Here is a 17,296-nt window from a genome sequence, read left to right as displayed (position 1 = left end):
ATTGGTTGGCGTGAGGAGGCAAGGTATTTTCATTTATCTTTGGTTGTGATGTGAAAATATGCAGCCATTGACCAGAGAAGATTTCAATTTTTTATTCCACACGTATTTTGAAGAAGTCAGGCGATACGTGTTTTACCGCTCAGGCAATGAGGAGGTAGCCACCGATATTGCGCAGGACACTTTTCTGCGGCTTTGGGAAAAGCGGGAAGAGATCAGACTGGAGACGGTGAAAGGTTTGCTGCTGAAAATAGCGTCAGACCGCTACATTACAAAGTACCACAAGGAAAAACTGGCTTTCAACTTCTTCAATACGTTTGTGCCCCGGGAACATGCTCCTACACCGGAAGATCAGCTGAATTACGAGGAATTGAAGAAAGCCTATGAAGAAGCTTTAAAAAGTATGCCGGAAAAACAACGGGTGGTATTTCTGATGAATCGCATTGATGAGCTGAAGTACCGGGAAATTGCTGAACAGCTGGGCTTGAGCGTTAAAGCCATTGAAAAGCGGATGAGCCAGGCGCTGGAGCACCTCAAGCAGCAGTTGAAGGATCAGTTGACCAATATTGTTTTGCTGATTCTGAATAGTTGTTTTTTCCGCAGATTGAAACATTGAACCGTGAAAGACAATAAGGAACATATCAAACTGAAAGCGATTGACAGGCAGAGCCAGGCTTTTTTTGCCGGAGGAACCTTCCGCTGGAAAAAGAGTGAGGCTGAAGTACTGGCCGAGCTGAACAGGCAACTTGACCGTAAAGCTGCTGGCCGGTCGTTTCGTTTGAGCCGACGTTGGGTGGCTGTAGCCGCCAGCTTGTTGCTCATCGTTGGCTTGGGAAGCTTGCTTCGGTTTTATGCCATTAGCGTGGATGTTTCGGCCGGAACACATCAATTGGTGGATTTGCCCGATGGCTCAACCGTGGAGCTGAATGCCGGTTCCAGCCTGAGGTACTATCCTTATTGGTGGTCGTTTAAACGCATTGTAACCCTCGACGGGGAAGCTTTCTTTGAGGTTCAAAAAGGCCGGAGCTTTGTTGTTCGTTCGTTGCAGGGAAGGACAACGGTTTTGGGAACCAGCTTCAACATCCTGGCGCGGGGCAGCAACTACCGGGTTACCTGTTTGAGCGGACGTGTTGGGGTGCGCTCCAGGCAAAGGCAAAAGGTTGTTTTAATGCCGGGAAGCCAGGCTGTTGTTCAGCCTGACGGCAAAATAGAAGTCCGCGAAAATATTGAAACCTACCCCGAAATATCGTGGCGCGAGCATGTTTTTGTGTTTACCGAAACCCCCATTCAGGAAGTTTTTGAAGAAATAGAACGCCAGTATAAAGTGACCATCCAGTCAACCATTCAAGCGAAGATTCTGTATACCGGCAATTTCACAAAAGAAGAGGACGTTGAAAACATACTGGAGTATGTGTGTCCTGCCGTTGGTTTGAAATACAGCAGAAAATCACCTACCTTGTATTTCATTACGCAGGCGAATGAATGAAACGTATTTTAATCATCGGAAGCCTTTTTTTGATTTCGAGCCTTGCCGTGTGGGCGCAAAACCAACCCATCGTTATTGAGGCAGATAACCAGCAGCTGACCGAGGTTTTGGTCCAGCTGCGTGATCGGTATGGCTTTTTGCTTTCCTACAATGCCAGCGAACTGGCCACTTACACGATTTCTCTTTCCGAAAGCTATCCGAATCAGGAAGACGCTTTGCGCGGACTACTGGAAGGTTTGCCCTTGCGACTGAAAAAGTCGCGGCAGGTGTTTATCATTCTTTCCGATCGGTCAAAAGCAAGCGAGCCGCCGGAAAGGCGACCCGTCTCCGGGCAGATTGTGGAAGCAAAAACCGGGGAGCCCTTGCCTTTTTCAGCACTAGCCATCAATCAGCAACAACTCTTTGCCGATGTTAACGGCTCGTTTAACTACACCACCAGCGGAGACAGTCTGGTGCGGTTGAAGGTTTCGCATTTGGGCTATTATGTGTTGGATACCCTGCTGAAACCGGGCATTAACCAGCATATTGAGCTGATTCCTTCGTTTAAGCATTTACCGGAAGTCAGAGTAGAAAACAACGTGGTTGAAAAGGCAGCCATTGTTGGCGAAAAGTCGGGCAACATGAAGTTGAATCACAGCATCTCCCGGTTTCTGGCGGGGCAGGGCGACAACGCCGTTTTTAACCTGCTGAAGCTGATGCCTGGCATTCAGGCTTCGAATGAGCAAACCGTGGATTTGTACATTTGGGGAAGCTATGAAGGACAAAGCCAAATCTCGTTTGATGACTTCACCCTGTTTGGCTTGAAGGAGTTCAACACCAACATCAGCCTGATCAATCCATTTCTGGTTAAAAACATTGAGGTGTATAAGGGAGGCTACGAAGCGCGTTATGGCAACCGGGTTGGAGGTTTGGTCAATATTCAGGGGAAGACCGGAAACCCTCAAAAGCCGGGCTTTCAGTTTAACATTAACCCGATGACCTTGAATGGCATGGCCGAACTACCTGTTGGCGACCATTCGTCGCTTATTGTGGCCTATCGCCAAACCTATTACAATCCGTATAGTCACAATGATTTCAACCTGTTTGGACTGAAGATTCACGGGAAGCAAGATAATGCCGGACGAACCTATGAGGAAGGAGAAATTGCCAGTGTCAGCGTGTTTCCCGACCGGTACCAGTTTCGCGACTTCAATGTGAAATATACCGCGAACATCAGTGCGAATGACCAGCTGGGCGTAAGCGCGTATTATGGCGGGGACGATTTTAGCCTGAGTATGGCCAACCGCCTGGTAGAAACCCATTACGATGAAGAAGAGGATGAGGAGCAAGAGACTTCGCTGGAGGTTTTATTTTCGAGCCAGGAAGAGAACCGGCAACTGGGTACTTCCCTGTATTACAGCCGGGACTGGGCTAATGGAAATCGCTCGCGTTTGGTTTTGGCGCATTCCAACTTTCGCCAAAGTATTCTTGATTTAATTGAAGCCGATAACCTGGACGATGGAGAGGTTTATAACCGCGACTGGATTGAGATTGAGAATGAAGCCCGCGAAAGCGCTGTTCGGCTGGAAAACAGCGTGACCATTGCCGGAGCCCACCAGCTGGAGTTTGGCGGTGGTTTTTTTGCCAACGAAGGGTTTGTTGAAAACAGCAACTTGTATGAGGATCCTCAGCTTGCCGACTCGCATGTAAACTTTAAGAATCAACGCTTTTTTCTGTTTGTACAAGATAACTTACCCTTGATGGGACGGCTGACTCTACGAACCGGGTTGCGGCTCAATAAAATGAAAAATAAGCTTTTAATGGAGCCGCGGATGAACCTGACCTATCAACTCAGTGAAAGCCTTAAAATCAACGGTTCGTGGGGAATTTACAACCAGTTTATTTACAAAACGGCTTATGTTGACCGCGACGACAATTATACCTATCTGTGGACGACTGGTGATGAGCATTCCGGGATTTTGCATGCCATGCACGGGAGCGCGGGGATTAACTTTTCGAAGCCGGACTTGACGATGAGCGTGGAAGCTTATTACAAAACCACCGATAATTTGTCGCGCTACCGGCAGGAGAGCCGGCTTGTTGGCACTAACCCAAGGGAAGATTACTACCTGTACCGGGGCGATTCCAAAGCCTACGGACTTGATGTTTACCTGAAAAAGGATTTCGGCAAACATGCCATTTGGGGAGCTTATACGCTAAGCGAAACCCGCGAGCGCCTGGCCTACGAACCGGAGGCTTTGAGCGCCTACCAAGCGGCTCCGCACGACCAGCGTCATGAGTTGAAACTGGCCGGTTTGTACAACTTAAACCAATTCTATTTGTCGGCTAACTACGTGTATGGGTCGGGCCTGTACATTCTTCAAAAACAAGCCGGGAAACCGGTTCACTACAAGCGTCTGGATGCGGCGGTCACCTACCGGTTCAACTGGAAACAGGTGCGCGGCGAAACGGGCTTGTCGGTGCTCAACTTGCTCGATACCCGAAATGTTATTCGGGGCTACCTCACCAATGTGAAAATTAACGAGGAGCTGGGAACCTTTAAGATTTATACCGATGCCATGCCACTCATGCCCATCTTATTTCTGAAGCTGGCCTTTTAGAAGATATGGGGACGGCTTAGTATGGGGCTTTATCCGGACTTTTGGGTTTCTGCTATCCCCACAATTAGTTTGTTAAAGGCTTCAGAAGCCTTGTTTGGGGCGCGTATCAATCGCCTCTTTTTCCCGGTTTAAGTTATGCCTGTTTTTGCCGCTCTTAAACTGATAGCTGATCCGAAACATCAACGGAATGGTGGGTAACGTTAGGTTGCCGGTATACTTGCTGGTGAATCTGGAAGCCTGAATTTCGGAGCCCTGGTAAACAAAGGATTTGGCAAAAGGCAAGGGACTGACGATCCCTATTTTCAGCTTTTTATGAAATGTTTTGTCCAGCGAGATAAAGTAAAGCGGTTCATAAAAAGCATTGTCCTGAATGTTTTCGCGGGCCGTAGCGCATTGAAAAATCGCTGACAAGGCAAAGTCCTTTTTGAAAGATAGAATGGAGGAAATGCTTGATTCAAGTACCAGCTTGTTTTTGTTGGCGATATCGAATTGTTTTGCCGTACTGTTTCCGGCAGTGCTTAGCCGGTACAAACGAAAGGATGGATTGATGGAGACCATCCCAAATTGGAGTGCCCCACTTAGTTGCAGGCCATATTGGTGAATGTCGCCAAGGTTTTCTACCTGTTTGACGAATAAACTCGTGTCGTCTAAGTAGGTCAGCTGGTTGATGGCGTTGGATTGTGTTTCGTAAAACAACTGAGCCGAGAGGGAGTTACTATTGAAACGCCTGGTATACTTAAACTGCACTTGGCTGCGGAACTCCGGCTCTAGCCGTGGATTGCCTTTACGGATGGTGTACGGATCGTCTTGATTAACTGAGGGATTAAGCGAATAAACCGATGGGCGATTGACCGAACGGCGGTACGATACATAAAGGTTGCTGTGCTGGTTTAGGGGGTAATGGCAGGCTACATAGGGCAGCAAGGAAAAGGATGACCGGTGCTGATCGTCGTTGAGCTTTGTTTCTGCATTTTCGGCCCGCAGACCGAGTTTTACATCAAACTTGGGTCGTTGGTAGCTTAGCGTGCTATACAAAGCGTAAACGTGCTCCTGATACGAAAAACGATCCGATGTTTGGTCGTGCATCGCCCGGGTTTTAAGCTTGAGGCCGGTGTCCCATTGCAGGTGCTGCTTGAGCGGGTTGGTAAAATCAACCTTCAGCACAACGCTTGATTGCCTGGGGGTTTCGGCATTGGTTTGGTGCCCGGTATTGGTTCGGTAGCTTACCGTATTTTCCGAACGGCTGTGGGCGTGGCTCAGATCCACCATCAGTGCACGTCCTTCAGCGCGAAACAAGCGTTTGTAGTAAAGAGAATTCAGTTGACTGAGGTTCTTGTCGCTTTCTTCTTTCTGGGCTTCCCAATCCGCACTTCCGCTTGCTTGTGAGACAACATCGCCATCTTGCTCATAGGAATAGGGATTGATAAAGCCGTAAAGGTTGAAAACATCCTTGGGGCTGAGGTGGTAATCCAGCCCATAGTGAAATTTGTGCGACCGGTTTTTCTGTCGCACATGCTGAACGGAGGACAGCTCGGTAAGGGATTTGTTACCAATAATTTGGCGGTTAATTTTCTCATCAATATCTTCGGAATTAATCTCGCCATTGTACGACGTGTACAGGTTGATTTTGTTGTGGCTGTAGTTGAATTGGTAGGTCGGAAACAGGTAAACCACCTTGGACGAAAGGGGAATTTCAGAAAACAGTCGTCCGCTAAAACCACGAAGTTGCTCTTTTTTCAGAACGATATTGATCACGCCTGACACATTTCCCTCGTAGTTGGAAGGAGGCGTATCCAGCACCTCAATCTTGTCGATACTCGACGGGTTAAGTTGGCTGAGATAGCTTTTGTCGCGCTCTTTTCCATCCACAAAAAGGAGGATGTTTGATTGTCCGTTAATCGAAATGTTTTGCTTGAGGTCGACCCGTACTCCGGGAAGCTGTCTCAACAGTTCTGGCGCATTTCCTGTGGCCGACAGCATTTTGTTGTTCACGAAGTAAATGGTTTTATCTGTGGCTGATTTACCTTGAATGCGGTCGGCTACCACCACCGCTTCGGCAATAAACAGTAAGGAATCCCGAAGGTAAATGGGCCCGGCCTCGATCGCTGTGGGACTGGCTATTTCAAAGGTTTTATGGGCCTTTCCATAGCCCACGGAACTGACCAGTAGCTGGTAGTTGCCATTGGGCACCTGGCTGATGGCAAAAGTGCCTTGCTCATTGCTAATGGTTCCTGCCAGCAATTGCGGTGTACTGCCGGAAACATTCATCAACCGAAGGGTCGCAAAAGGGATGGGCTGATGGCTTTCGGCTTCGAGAATGCTTCCGGAGATTGTGGAAGTGCTTTGAGCAAAAAGGGCCATGGAGAGGAATAGCAAAAGGCTCGTTAGTACGTATTTGATGAAGCTTTTCATGACTGTGAGATTTTGGATTTTTACACAAAGAAAAGCCGGAGAACGCCTGCTCTGCAAGTTATTGTGACCGATAGCTAGGAATTGGGACAGATGACAAAGTCGCCTTGAAAAGTGGTTGGGGAAGCAAGCTTTTGGGGATGGGGAGTGGGAGTTATTTTACAGCATGGCTTGCTCAAACTGGCGGGCATTTTGCCGCGAAACCGGAACAATATGGGTGCAATTGGCCAGCGATAGGCGATAGCCCAACGCATTCCCTGTGCGGGAGGTAATTTGCTTGAGATTGACAATGAAAGCGCGGTGTGTCCGCATAAAATGGGGGATGGATGCAAGCTGCGTTTCAATGTCGCTGATGGAATTCCGAATGCTGACAGCGACGGGGCCATCCGGCTTGATCAGGTGAAAAACGACGTAGTTCCCTTGTGACTCGGCAAACAGAAATTCGTGGGGGTAAAACTCCAGATGCTCCTTTTTGGCCTTCGACTCAATTTGTATCAGCGTCTCCTGGCTGTCGTTTGCCTGATCCCGAAGCTCATAGCTTTGAAAGGTTTCCTGGGCAAAGGCATAGCGAATGTTGAACAAGGAGGGCAGGAGCACCGGAACCAACCCAACTAAAACGGCGCGGGAAAAGGAGTCGAAAAAGGTTGGCCAGTTCCATCGCGAGCTGGCGGGTTCCATGACAAAGCCGGCAAAATACGTGGAAATCCCAATGCCCAAAAGGAGAAGAGCCACAGCAAGAAGTTCGGAGCTAACCGTCCAGTTGCCTTTGGGCGAAAAGCCATTGGTCTGCGCAATTGCACTGGCCACCAGCAGCTCGGCTGTGGCAATAAGGACGCAATAGGCCAGCACCGTCAGTTTAAAGCTGAGTAAGGCTGTTTCGTGCACCTGGAGCGGGCGATAGGCGACCACAAACACAAACAGCACCATCAAAAACAACAAGGCTCCCCAAACGGGTTTCCGAATGAGCAGGTTTTGTGGAAAGGGCCGAACAAATAGCTCTTTGATGGTTTGCATCCTTTTTTCCATAGTGTGTTGGTTTGACATTGGTTTCGTTTGTGCGTTTTAAGGAAAATGATAGCCCCGGTTCCGGTTCTGTTGTTTGAGGCTGCGGAAGCGGTAGGGTTGCATGTGCTGATAAGCCTGGAAGAATTGCGTAAAACTGCTCGACGAAAAGCCCATAACTTTCCCGATGGCTTTAAACGGGAGTTGGGTGTGTTCCAGCAAATCGCAAGCCACCAGCCGCAAATATTCATTCATCCATTCGTGCGAACTGATGCCCGACATGCACCGGATTGCTCCATCGAACTGGCGCGGGTCGGCTCCCAGCAAGCGGGCATAACCTTTAGCCGGCTTTTTCCCATGCTTTCGAATCAGCTCGGCAAACAAATCCATGTAACTGTTGCCGCTGGGGTGGTTCTCGCGCAGCATTTCTGCAAGAACCGGGGCTTTTGCGCTCAGGTCTTCTGCCAGTCCGGCGTAAACCATTTGCGGGAGAATGGGCGTGTATTTCAGGGACATAATGGTGTGATTTGCTCTGTTCTTGTGCTCAATTTACGCCTATTTTTTATGAATTTCAACATTTCCCTAAAATCAAAAGACCTATATTTTAGGAAAATGTAACAGGTCCTAAAATCACACTTTGCACACTTTAGGAATGTGTTCTTTGTGATAAAATCTATGGAAGGATCAGAACCACCCACTCCTTCAAGCGGGCGTGTTCAGGCCGGACTTGGTTTTCTTCTTTGAAAATTCCTACCTTTCGTGTCTTAAAACAACGGAAACCATGAATCTGCCCAATATCACCCATACCAATGTGGATGTTTTTCTGAACCGCGAAGACATCATTCTCGATACCATTGCCCAAATTATGAAGGATTTCGGGCTGTTTGGGGTCGAAATTCACTTTTCGGGGCACATTGATGAGGCTTACCATGAGTTGCACCAGCAGCTGGTGGAGCAGATTGATTCCTTGCTGATCAGCAACTCCGACCTGCTGATGTCGATCCTGTATCAGGTCGATATTTCGGATCGTGATATTGCGCGCACACAGCTCGATTTTCCGCGTTACAACCAGGTAGAGGTAATTGCCCATCAGATTATCTTCCGCGACCTGAAAAAGGTCTTATTCCGCCGTTATTTCAGCAGTAAAAGTTAAGCCTCAATTTGGGCTGAAGCGCGATCGGATTTCGGGCGTACATCCCTGTTCAGGATACGGACTTTGCCGAGGGAAAATCCTTGGCAGTAAGACATAAAAAAAGCCAGACAATTGTTGTCCGGCTTTCATTTTTATAGTGGTAGTATCTATCGTTTGCTCAATTCCACAAAGTCGCGTTGCGATTTGATTAAGTTGATCGAATGCAGAATCAGGTTTTTGGTCTCCTTAATGATGTTGAAGAACAGCAGCGAATTACGTGTGCTCACGTCTTTGCCTTTGATCCGCTTGATCTGCTTTTTCTCCAGCTGAGTCAGCATATCAGTCAGTGTTTCTTTCTTCACCAAAACTTCCTCAAACTTCTCGTATTGATCTTCCTTCACCAGATGCAGGGCCAAGTTGAAGAACTCGTCTACCTGGTTGATCAGCTCTGTCATTTCCTCCAGCTGAATTTCAATGAATGGCTTGTGGTTATTGCTCAGGTGCTTGTACAACGGTTCAACCAGGAACTTCAACGAGTGTGAAACCTCGCGCTGGTAATCCACAATCTGAACATAGCAATGTCCGCTTTCCATGGATTCCTGCTGAAGTGTTTGGATGGTTGGGAATACCTTGTCTTTCGCTTTCTTGACCTTTTTCAGGAATTTCTTGTTAAGATCCAGTGATTCTTTCAGGTGAGTCCGGTCTTCCTTGATAAAGCTGTCAATACTGATGGAATAAACCTGGTTGGCGTTCAGGATGGTGTTGAACACTTGCTTTTTGGTTTTTTCAATAATCCGGTCTGATAACTCAATCTCTTCTTCCTCTTCTTCCTCTTCTTCCTTGGCGCGTTTTTTAAACAGCAGGTAAGTGCGTCCGACCATGATCATGGCCACAATGATGAAGACAAAGATCATGAAATTGCCGCTGATTGAAATGATCCAGGCGATGAAGCAGGCAACGGTAAAGGCAACCAAGGCCGTCATAAACCAGCCTCCAATAACCGTGAAAACTCCGGAGATCCGGTAAACAGCACTTTCACGATCCCAGGCGCGGTCGGCCAGCGAGGTTCCCATAGCCACCATAAAGGTGACGTAGGTGGTTGATAAAGGCAATTTGTATGAGGTTCCGATGGAAATCAGAATACCGGCAACCACCAGGTTCACGGATGCTCTGATCTTATCAAAAGCCGGGCGGTCTTTTTCTTTGTATTTGGAATACTCTTCCGTGTTGGGTTCAAAGCGCTTGTCCAAACTGTCGATGACGATCTTGGGAGTAATCTTCCGAAGGGCTTTGTTGATCGACATGGTGCTGCGTACCATGGCGCGTGAAAAGGCCGATGAGGCAAAACGCTCTTCGCCTTCACTTTGCCGCGAAAGGTCAACCGAAGTGGCGACAACCGAACGTGCTTTACGTGAGGTAATCAGGGTGATAATCATGATGAAACCAGCAATGGCCAACATATAGGTTGGTGTAGGAACGGCACCACTCAGCATCCCCATTTCGAATGAGTCAGCCGACATGCCACCACTGGCAGCCCAGGCTTTAAACGAAGAGAAACCGGCCAGCGGAACGCCGATAAAGTTAACCAGGTCGTTCCCGGCAAAGGCCATAGCCAGACCAAAAGTACCCACCAGCACAATGACTTTCGGGATATCGATTTTGAACACCCAGTACAGCAGTTGTAACAGAATTGTCCAGCCAATGAAACTGTACAGCAGAATATTGGTGATGTTGTTTTTCAGGTAATCAACGGTTGTTTCCGACATGAATGAAGCGCCTTTGGCTCCTTTAATGATCATGAAGTAAGTCATGGCTGCAATTGCCACACCTCCAAAGAGCGACCCGTAATACTTGAGTGTTTTATGATGTTTGAACGAGAAAATGACCCGCGCAATGTATTGAACCACTGCTCCGACAAGGAAGGCAATAAAAACGGAGAGCAAAATACCTGTGATGATCGCCAGGGCTTTTTCCGAGTTGATGTACTTGTGTAGTTCGGCGATGGATTGTCCGGCTTGGTTGAGTTTCACCACCGAAACGGCGACGGCTGCTCCCAAAAGCTCGAAAACAATCGATACCGTTGTTGAGGTGGGTAGACCCAGGGTGTTGAATAAATCCAAAAGAATCACATCGGTAATCATGACGGCCATGAAAATGATCATGATTTCGGAGAAGAAAAACATGTCGGGATGAAAAATCCCTTTCCGGGCTACTTCCATCATTCCGCTTGAAAACGTTGAGCCGACCAAAACTCCCACACTGGCAACAGCAAAGATGATCCATTTGGGGGCGGCTTTTGATCCAATTGCAGAATTCAGAAAGTTAACCGCGTCGTTACTTACTCCGACGATTAAATCAGATATTGCCAGGGCAAAAAGTACGACAACAAGAATAAGGTAAAATTGTTCCATTTTTTTTAGTATGATTGACGGAGGCAAAAATAACGCTAACAATTTTTCCACTGCATCTGGGACGTTAAATAAATGTTAACGAACCGTCAATTTACTATTAATGAGAATACAAGCAAAATTTTATTATAAATTAGCCACAAAACAGTTGATTTTATGAAGACTTATTCGCCACAAAAGTTGGCTTTCTATTTGGGATTGGTTTTAACCGTTTTAACGGTTGTTTTTGTCATTGCCTTCTCAGTGTTAACCATTTCCCACTGGGTTTTTCTGGCACTGTCGCTTCTGTATTTCGGGATCATTTATGCGCTGATTGTTTACATCATGCGTGAATATGTGGACAACCGCATTGAGCCGATTTATAAGATTATCCGAAAAATCCCTATCGAAGGGAAAAAAATCAAAAATCAGGATGACCGGGTTGATTTGGTTTCCCGTGCCCGGATTGAAGTGGAAGAATGGGCCAAAAATCAAACCCGCGAAATTACCCGTTTGAAAGACCTCGAACGCTACCGTAAAGACTTTGTCGGGAATGTGTCGCACGAATTGAAAACCCCGATTTTCAACATCCAGGGGTATATTCTTACCTTGCTTGAAGGCGGAATTGATGATCCGAAAGTAAACAAGCTATACCTCAAGCGAACCGAAAAAAGCATCGATCGGATGATTTCTATTGTTGAAGATCTGGAGTCCATTACCAAGCTGGAGTCCGGAGAGTTGAAACTGAAACTGGAAGTTTTTGATTTGGTGCGTTTGGTTGATGATGTGCTGGAAATGGAGCAAATGATGGCTTCGGAACGCAAGATTCAACTGCAGTTTAACCGACCTGAAAAACCGGTAAAGGTGCTTGCTGACAAAAAGCGGATCATGGAGGTGATGACCAACCTGGTGGTGAATGGAATTAAGTACGGGAAGCGAAAAGGGTTTGTGAAAATCTCCTTTTACGACCTGAAGCAGAGTCTGATGGTTGAAGTGGCAGACAATGGCCTTGGAATTGATAATAAACATTTGTCACGTATCTTTGAGCGGTTCTACCGGGCAGACAAATCCCGTTCGCGCGAGCAGGGAGGAACCGGCTTGGGACTTTCCATTGTGAAACACATTATTGAAGCGCACGAGCAAACGATTAATGTTAAGTCTGCAGTTGATGAAGGAACAACTTTTACCTTCACCCTTGAAAAAGCCAAATGAAAGTAGTAATTTCCCTTGGTTTTCAAGTTTAAAGTATAATTAACAATCTATTTACGCTATAGGTCTACTTTAGCGGCGGTTAAAGCTACCAACTATGAGTGATACGAAATACAAAATTTTATTGGTCGATGATGAGGTCGACATTCTGGAATTCATTAGTTACAACCTCGAAAAAGAAGGCTACAAGGTTTACACGGCACAAAATGGTGTAGAAGCCATTAAGCTGGCCGAGAAGAAAACACCTGATCTGATTATTCTGGATGTGATGATGCCGGAAATGGACGGTATTGCCGCCTGCGAAGAAATCCGGAAAATCCCGACCCTGCCCAATGTGGTTATCGCCTTTTTAACAGCACGTGGTGAAGATTACTCGCAGATTGCCGGTTTCGAGGCCGGAGCCGATGATTACATCACCAAGCCTATTCGTCCGAAAGTACTGGTTAGCCGGGTAAAGGCTTTGCTGAAACGCACTGGTGGCGGAATTGCTCCGGAGCAGACTGTTGAAAGTTCAACCACCATTACCATTGGTAACCTGGTTATCGACAAGGAACGCTACCTGATTAACACGAATGGTGTGGAAATGATTCTTCCCCGCAAAGAGTTTGAACTGCTCTCACTTTTGGTTTCCAAACCCGGGAAAGTATTTACCCGCGAAGAGATTTATTATTCGGTTTGGGGTGATAATGTGGTGGTTGGTGACCGGACCATCGATGTGCATATTCGGAAGCTTCGCGAGAAGATCGGTAATGATCATATTAAGACCTTAAAAGGTATTGGTTATAAATTTGTTGAATAGCCATTAATCCCTTAGTTTATAAGGGATTTTTTTATTTCTTTCCTTACCTTTGTTTAAAAGCACGTTGGATATGAAATCAAAAAATCTATTCGTATTAATAGTTTTAGTGGTATTGGTAGCCTGTAAAACCAAAGAGAAAAAAGAAGAGCTACAGGTTGAAGTAGCACCGCAGGATACAGTACAGGTGGCTGAAGTGGTTGAACCAGAGCCGGAACCCGTTCCTGAAGTGGATATGGGGGTTAACCTGGACGATAAATACTTTTTGATTGCCGATACCTATACGGTCAAGGAATTTGCCGAAAGCTGGAATAAGAAGTACCAGCAACAAGGCTACAAATCTGCCGTTATTATGCGCAATGAAGATGGCTATTACCGCCTGGCTTTACAATCATTCAACGATTTCGATTTAGCGCAAAGTGCGTTGGAGGTACTTCGTCAGGAGGAGGACCTTAAAGACGCCTGGATTATGGTTATAGAAAAATAATCACCAGGTAGTTAATTGCAAATCCCAGAAAGAACCCGGCATAAATCTGAATCGGATTATGCTTGTTGAGTAGCAAGCGCGAACTTCCGATCAGGCCGGCCGTGCTGATCAATCCAATCAGAAGAAAAGAACTGTTCATTCCCAGGCGAAAAGACAAAGCCAGTACGGCTCCAATCAGTCCGCCTATGCCCGCCATATGGGCACTGATTTTCCATTTCATGGAGATCAGTAAAAGCAGAATGATAATGAGGATGGTGGATAGCATGAAAATGCGGTAGATGGGATAAACCTGTAGCTTACCCAGGTAAAAATACCCCATGTAAAAATAAACCGCAGTAAATAGAAGAGGAATCACTCGGTCGGTACTCTTATCCATTTTTAGGTTGAATCGTTTGTTAAACGACAGGATGCCCAGGCTGATCAAAGGGAGCAAAAAGGTACTCATGAAGATAATCAGCAAGAGTAGTTTTTTCGCTTCAAAGCTAAGCATGGCAAAATAAAAGTCGGAGTTCATCAGCAACAGAAAACCATAGGTCGGAATCAGTAGCGGATGAAACAGCAGCGATAATAACTGGGCAATGCGTTGATTAATCTTCATGCGTTGTTTTTAGAGTTCTTTTCTTAACCGGGCTACCGGAATGCCCAACTGCTCGCGGTATTTGGCAACGGTTCGTCGGGCGATTGGGTACGACTTTTCTTTTAAAATCTTGGCCAGACGATCATCCGTCAAGGGTTTCCGTTTGTCTTCCTTCTCAATACATTCTTCTAGAATTTTTTTGATTTCCCGGGTGGAAACTTCCTCGCCTGTGTCCTTTTGCATACCTTCGGAAAAGAAATATTTAAGCGGGTAGATCCCGAAGTGAGTTTGAATGTACTTGCTGTTCGACACCCTCGAAATGGTGGAAATATCCAGTTCGGTGCGGTCGGCAATATCTTTCAAAATCATGGGGCGAAGCTTGGTTTCATCGCCTTCCTTGAAGTATTCTTTTTGAAACTCAATAATCTCCGACATGGTTAACAGCAAGGTTTGCTGGCGCTGCTTGATGGCATCGATAAACCATTTGGCCGAATCCAGTTTTTGCTTGACAAACTGGACGGCCTCCTTCTGGTTTTTCGAGGCACTTTTCCGGTTGCTGGAATAGCCTTTCAGCATGTCCAGGTAGGAATTGTTCATACGCAGGTCGGGGACGTTGCGTTGGTTCAGCGACAGGATAAGTTCACCGTCCACATTGTCCAGCGTAAAATCGGGCACAATAACCTGGTTCGAGCGGTTATGCGGATTGTTCATCGAGCCACCGGGCTTGGGATTCAGCTTCAGAATCTCATTCAAGGCCTCTTTTAGCTCTTCCTCGGTAACTTCGTACTTGTGAATGATCTTGTCGTAGTGCTTTTTGGTAAACTCGTCAAAACTGTGCTGAAGGATGCGTGATGCCAGGCAGGTGGAGTCATTGCCTTTTTTACGTTGAATTTGCAGCAACAAGCATTCCTGCAGCGTACGCGCACCAACTCCAGCCGGGTCAAAATCCTGAATGACTTCAAGAATTTCTACCAGCTCCCGTTCGCTTACGTTCATGTTGAGCGTAAAGGCCAGGTCATCGCTAATGGACATTAAATCGCGGCGCAAATAGCCGTCTTCATCAATGTTGCCAATGATATATTGTGCCAGCATTTTCTGCTGGTCAGTTAATTCTGTTAAACCCAACTGCTCGGTCAGCGATTCATAAAAGCTGGTTCCGGTACTGAATGGAATATCGACTTGTTTGTCGTCTTTCGAATAGTTATTGGCATTCAGCTTATAGCTTGGAATATCGTCTTCGTCCATGTAATCTTCCAGCGAAAATTCATCACTGTCATTGCTATCCGTGTCTTCGCTATGATCAATGGGTTCGTCATCAATCAATTCCAGAACCGGATTTTCTTCAATCTCTTTTTTGATGCGCTGTTCGAGCTGAATAGTAGGGATCTCCAAAAGCTTAATCACCTGAATCTGCTGAGGTGAAAGCTTTTGTAACAGTTTTTGCTGTAAACTTAATTTCTGAGATGGCATACTATCCTATTTTCTTCAAAGTTAACTTTTATCGGGATAACAAATATAAGCTTTGTAATCAAAAAGAGGCCATCCTTTGCGGACAGCCTCTTTGATTTATTATCAATGAATAATTCTTTCGTTTAGAACTCAGCATTTTTGGGTGTCCGTGGAAAGGCAATGACGTCGCGAATATTTCCCATGCCGGTAGCAAATAAAATAAAGCGTTCGAAGCCTAAGCCGAAACCAGCGTGAGGCACGGTTCCGAAGCGGCGGGTGTCGAGGTACCACCACATTTCATCAGTTGGAACATCCATTTCCTCCATGCGCTTAACCAGCTTGTCGTAGTCGGATTCGCGCTCTGATCCACCGATGATTTCCCCGATTTGAGGGAACAATACATCCATGGCGGCCACGGTTTTGCCATCATCGTTCTGCTTCATGTAGAAAGCCTTGATATCCTTTGGATAGTCAATAAGAATGACGGGTTTCTTGAAATGCTTTTCAACCAGGTAACGTTCGTGCTCGCTTTGCAGGTCGATGCCCCATTCTACCGGATATTGGAATTTGCCTTTTTTGAATGGCTTGGAATTGCGCAGAATGTCAATGGCTTCGGTGTACGTGCAGCGGATGAAATCATTCTCCAATACAAACTGAAGCTTTTCAATCAACTCCATGGAACGCTGATCCTGTGGTTTGTTTTTTTCTTCTTGCTGCAGGCGGTTGCTCAAAAACTTCAGGTCGTCCATGCAGTTGTCCAGGGCATAACGAATCAGGTACTTCAGGAAGTCTTCAGCCAGATCCATGTTGTCCTTCAGCTCGTAAAATGCCATTTCCGGCTCAATCATCCAGAACTCGGCCAGGTGGCGGGTGGTGTTTGAGTTTTCAGCACGGAAAGTGGGGCCAAAAGTGTACACTTCACCCAAAGCAGTTGCTCCCAGCTCGCCTTCCAGCTGGCCCGAAACGGTCAGGTTGGTCGGACGTCCGAAAAAATCTTGGGTATAGTCAATTTCCCCTTCTTCATTTAAAGGAGGCTCAACGGCAGGCAGGGTGGATACCCGAAACATTTGTCCGGCGCCTTCAGCATCCGAAGCTGTGATGATTGGGGTATGCAAATAATAAAAGCCTTTGTCGTTGAAATATTTATGAATGGCAAAAGCCATGGCATGACGAATGCGAAAAACGGCACTAAAAGTAGCCGTACGAAAGCGGAGGTGAGCGTTTTCACGTAAAAACTCCAGGCTGTGTTTTTTGGGTTGAATGGGGTATTTTTCCGGATCGGATTTTCCGTAAATCGTAATTTCCGAAGCCACCAGTTCTAAGGCTTGTCCGCTTCCCATTGATTCAACCAACTCACCGGTAATGCCCAGTGCGGCGCTGGTATTGATGTTATGCAATAATTCTTCACCAAACTTTTCAACATCAGCAACAACCTGCAAATTATTGATGGTTGATCCGTCATTCAGGGCGATAAAATTGACATTCTTACTGCCGCGCTTGGTTCGTACCCATCCTTTTACCAACACTTGCTGACCCACTTGGCCGCCAGTCAATACTTCTTTAATTTTCAGTCGTTTCATGTTGTTTTTCCTTTTTTGCAGATTTTGGTGTTATCCCTGACTTTCAGGATTTAAAATTGAACAGCAAAAGTACATTTTTCTGTTGAAAAACATGAATTGCCCCTTGGAAAAGTTCTAAGCCAGATGGATTGTGATCAAAAAACAAGTGAGGAGCCACAAATATCAAAAGCGGATCGCCGGCAGAT

General features: G+C 46.4%; 14 protein-coding genes. 7 read left to right on the top strand and 7 right to left on the bottom strand.

Translation table 11 applies throughout. From position 1 onward, the window contains the following. Positions 1-58 precede the first annotated feature (58 nt). From Q1A18_RS08000 to Q1A18_RS07990, 3 genes are read left to right on the top strand one after another with little or no spacing between them, the layout of a single operon-like run. A complete protein-coding gene (locus Q1A18_RS08000) occupies positions 59-613 on the top strand; it encodes a sigma-70 family RNA polymerase sigma factor (RefSeq protein WP_299578421.1) in 555 nt (184 codons plus the stop codon). A 3-nt stretch (positions 614-616) separates the two neighbouring features. Next, a complete protein-coding gene (locus tag Q1A18_RS07995) occupies positions 617-1,483 on the top strand; it encodes a FecR family protein (RefSeq protein ID WP_299578420.1) in 867 nt (288 codons plus the stop codon). Continuing rightward, complete coding sequence (locus Q1A18_RS07990) at positions 1,480-4,083, top strand: TonB-dependent receptor plug domain-containing protein (RefSeq protein ID WP_299578419.1); 2,604 nt, start codon at positions 1,480-1,482, stop codon at positions 4,081-4,083. The genes Q1A18_RS07995 and Q1A18_RS07990 overlap by 4 nt, the downstream gene beginning before the upstream one ends. An 81-nt stretch (positions 4,084-4,164) precedes the next feature. Here the strand turns inward: Q1A18_RS07990 and Q1A18_RS07985 are convergent, their stop codons facing one another. From Q1A18_RS07985 to Q1A18_RS07975, 3 genes are all read right to left on the bottom strand, one after another. Further along, positions 4,165-6,495, bottom strand: a complete 2,331-nt coding sequence (locus Q1A18_RS07985; RefSeq protein WP_299578418.1) for a TonB-dependent receptor — start codon at positions 6,493-6,495, stop codon at positions 4,165-4,167. A gap of 156 nt (positions 6,496-6,651) precedes the next feature. Beyond that, entirely contained in the window at positions 6,652-7,518 is an 867-nt protein-coding gene (locus Q1A18_RS07980; RefSeq protein WP_299578417.1) for a LytTR family DNA-binding domain-containing protein, read from the bottom strand. A 36-nt stretch (positions 7,519-7,554) separates the two neighbouring features. Then, positions 7,555-8,010, bottom strand: coding sequence for a helix-turn-helix domain-containing protein (locus tag Q1A18_RS07975; protein ID WP_299578416.1), 456 nt, complete (start codon positions 8,008-8,010; stop codon positions 7,555-7,557). A 265-nt stretch (positions 8,011-8,275) separates the two neighbouring features. On the opposite strand from Q1A18_RS07975, the gene Q1A18_RS07970 reads away from it, so the two are divergent. Beyond that, a complete protein-coding gene (locus Q1A18_RS07970) occupies positions 8,276-8,647 on the top strand; it encodes a hypothetical protein (protein WP_299578415.1) in 372 nt (123 codons plus the stop codon). A 146-nt stretch (positions 8,648-8,793) separates the two neighbouring features. Here Q1A18_RS07970 and Q1A18_RS07965 read toward each other — a convergent pair whose 3' ends face one another. Then, positions 8,794-11,037: an inorganic phosphate transporter gene (locus Q1A18_RS07965; protein ID WP_299578414.1), complete on the bottom strand. Its 2,244-nt coding sequence runs from the start codon at positions 11,035-11,037 to the stop codon at positions 8,794-8,796. Between the two features lie 153 nt (positions 11,038-11,190). On the opposite strand from Q1A18_RS07965, the gene Q1A18_RS07960 reads away from it, so the two are divergent. The 3 genes from Q1A18_RS07960 (at position 11,191) to Q1A18_RS07950 (ending at position 13,505) form a co-directional block, all read left to right on the top strand. After that, positions 11,191-12,225, top strand: a complete 1,035-nt coding sequence (locus Q1A18_RS07960; protein ID WP_299578413.1) for an ATP-binding protein — start codon at positions 11,191-11,193, stop codon at positions 12,223-12,225. A gap of 94 nt (positions 12,226-12,319) precedes the next feature. Continuing rightward, the gene (locus Q1A18_RS07955; RefSeq protein ID WP_299578412.1) at positions 12,320-13,021 is read left to right on the top strand and encodes a response regulator transcription factor; all 702 of its coding nucleotides are present in this window, start codon (positions 12,320-12,322) and stop codon (positions 13,019-13,021) included. Between the two features lie 70 nt (positions 13,022-13,091). Beyond that, positions 13,092-13,505 carry an SPOR domain-containing protein gene (locus Q1A18_RS07950; RefSeq protein ID WP_299578411.1) on the top strand — a complete coding sequence of 138 codons (414 nt, stop codon included), beginning with the start codon at positions 13,092-13,094 and terminating at the stop codon, positions 13,503-13,505. Here the strand turns inward: Q1A18_RS07950 and Q1A18_RS07945 are convergent. The 3 genes from Q1A18_RS07945 to asnS form a co-directional block, all read right to left on the bottom strand. Next, positions 13,492-14,103, bottom strand: a complete 612-nt coding sequence (locus Q1A18_RS07945) for a phosphatase PAP2 family protein (RefSeq protein WP_299578410.1) — start codon at positions 14,101-14,103, stop codon at positions 13,492-13,494. The genes Q1A18_RS07950 and Q1A18_RS07945 overlap by 14 nt on opposite strands. Positions 14,104-14,112: 9 nt before the next feature. Beyond that, complete coding sequence (gene rpoN / locus Q1A18_RS07940; RefSeq protein ID WP_299578409.1) at positions 14,113-15,552, bottom strand: RNA polymerase factor sigma-54; 1,440 nt, start codon at positions 15,550-15,552, stop codon at positions 14,113-14,115. 122 nt (positions 15,553-15,674) lie between these two features. After that, positions 15,675-17,111, bottom strand: a complete 1,437-nt coding sequence (gene asnS / locus Q1A18_RS07935) for an asparagine--tRNA ligase (protein WP_299578408.1) — start codon at positions 17,109-17,111, stop codon at positions 15,675-15,677. Positions 17,112-17,296 lie beyond the last annotated feature (185 nt).

It is taken from the genome of uncultured Sunxiuqinia sp. (genome assembly GCF_947495665.1).
GTDB classification, from domain to species: Bacteria; Bacteroidota; Bacteroidia; order Bacteroidales; family Prolixibacteraceae; genus Sunxiuqinia; species Sunxiuqinia rutila.
The sequence above is the reverse complement of the archived record's forward strand: the minus strand, read 5'-3'. Positions and strand labels throughout refer to the sequence as shown.

Coding starts and splice junctions, on each gene's coding strand:
- Q1A18_RS08000 (WP_299578421.1), top strand. CDS start 59: ATGCAGCCATTGACCAGAGAAGATTTCAATTTTTTATTCCACACGTAT.
- Q1A18_RS07990 (WP_299578419.1), top strand. CDS start 1,480: ATGAAACGTATTTTAATCATCGGAAGCCTTTTTTTGATTTCGAGCCTT.
- Q1A18_RS07985 (WP_299578418.1), bottom strand. CDS start 6,495: ATGAAAAGCTTCATCAAATACGTACTAACGAGCCTTTTGCTATTCCTC.
- Q1A18_RS07980 (WP_299578417.1), bottom strand. CDS start 7,518: ATGGAAAAAAGGATGCAAACCATCAAAGAGCTATTTGTTCGGCCCTTT.
- Q1A18_RS07975 (WP_299578416.1), bottom strand. CDS start 8,010: ATGTCCCTGAAATACACGCCCATTCTCCCGCAAATGGTTTACGCCGGA.
- Q1A18_RS07970 (WP_299578415.1), top strand. CDS start 8,276: ATGAATCTGCCCAATATCACCCATACCAATGTGGATGTTTTTCTGAAC.
- Q1A18_RS07965 (WP_299578414.1), bottom strand. CDS start 11,037: ATGGAACAATTTTACCTTATTCTTGTTGTCGTACTTTTTGCCCTGGCA.
- Q1A18_RS07960 (WP_299578413.1), top strand. CDS start 11,191: ATGAAGACTTATTCGCCACAAAAGTTGGCTTTCTATTTGGGATTGGTT.
- Q1A18_RS07955 (WP_299578412.1), top strand. CDS start 12,320: ATGAGTGATACGAAATACAAAATTTTATTGGTCGATGATGAGGTCGAC.
- Q1A18_RS07950 (WP_299578411.1), top strand. CDS start 13,092: ATGAAATCAAAAAATCTATTCGTATTAATAGTTTTAGTGGTATTGGTA.
- Q1A18_RS07945 (WP_299578410.1), bottom strand. CDS start 14,103: ATGAAGATTAATCAACGCATTGCCCAGTTATTATCGCTGCTGTTTCAT.
- rpoN (WP_299578409.1), bottom strand. CDS start 15,552: ATGCCATCTCAGAAATTAAGTTTACAGCAAAAACTGTTACAAAAGCTT.
- asnS (WP_299578408.1), bottom strand. CDS start 17,111: ATGAAACGACTGAAAATTAAAGAAGTATTGACTGGCGGCCAAGTGGGT.